Consider the following 377-nt stretch of genomic DNA (forward strand, 5'->3'; position numbering starts at 1 on the left):
CTTCTTCGAGGTGTTGTCTCTATGCTTCTTCGTCGGGGTCGGTGGCTCGTCATCATCGTCAAAGGGTTGCTTTCCATGGGCCTCTCGGTCTGCGTTTACCTCTTCCATCAGTTCCTTGGCATAGTGCCTGGATGCTGCCGGAATCTGCACCTTCACCTGCTTTTTGGTATTGGCATTTGCTTTGATGTGTGTTCCGTCTATAAATACCGCCTTGGGGGAAAGATAACCTGCCTCCGCTACCTCTTCCAAAATCCAATGGAATACCCGGTCTACTGTCTCCTCGGTAAAGCGGTGCCGGAAATTATAGCTCACCGTGGAAAAGTGGGGAGTTTCCTCCTGCAAGGTGTACCCCAAAAACCAGCGGTAGGCCATATTTA

1 protein-coding gene is annotated in these 377 nt (G+C 50.9%); it reads right to left on the reverse strand.

Annotation, left to right across the window (positions count from 1 at the left end):
* Positions 1-377 (reverse strand): transposase (locus ACTQ33_RS17210; RefSeq protein ID WP_441465701.1); only part of this gene is annotated, 377 nt, incomplete at both ends.

It is taken from the genome of Candidatus Avoscillospira sp. LCP25S3_F1 (assembly GCF_052117125.1).
Lineage (GTDB): Bacteria > Bacillota > Clostridia > Oscillospirales > Oscillospiraceae > Avoscillospira_A.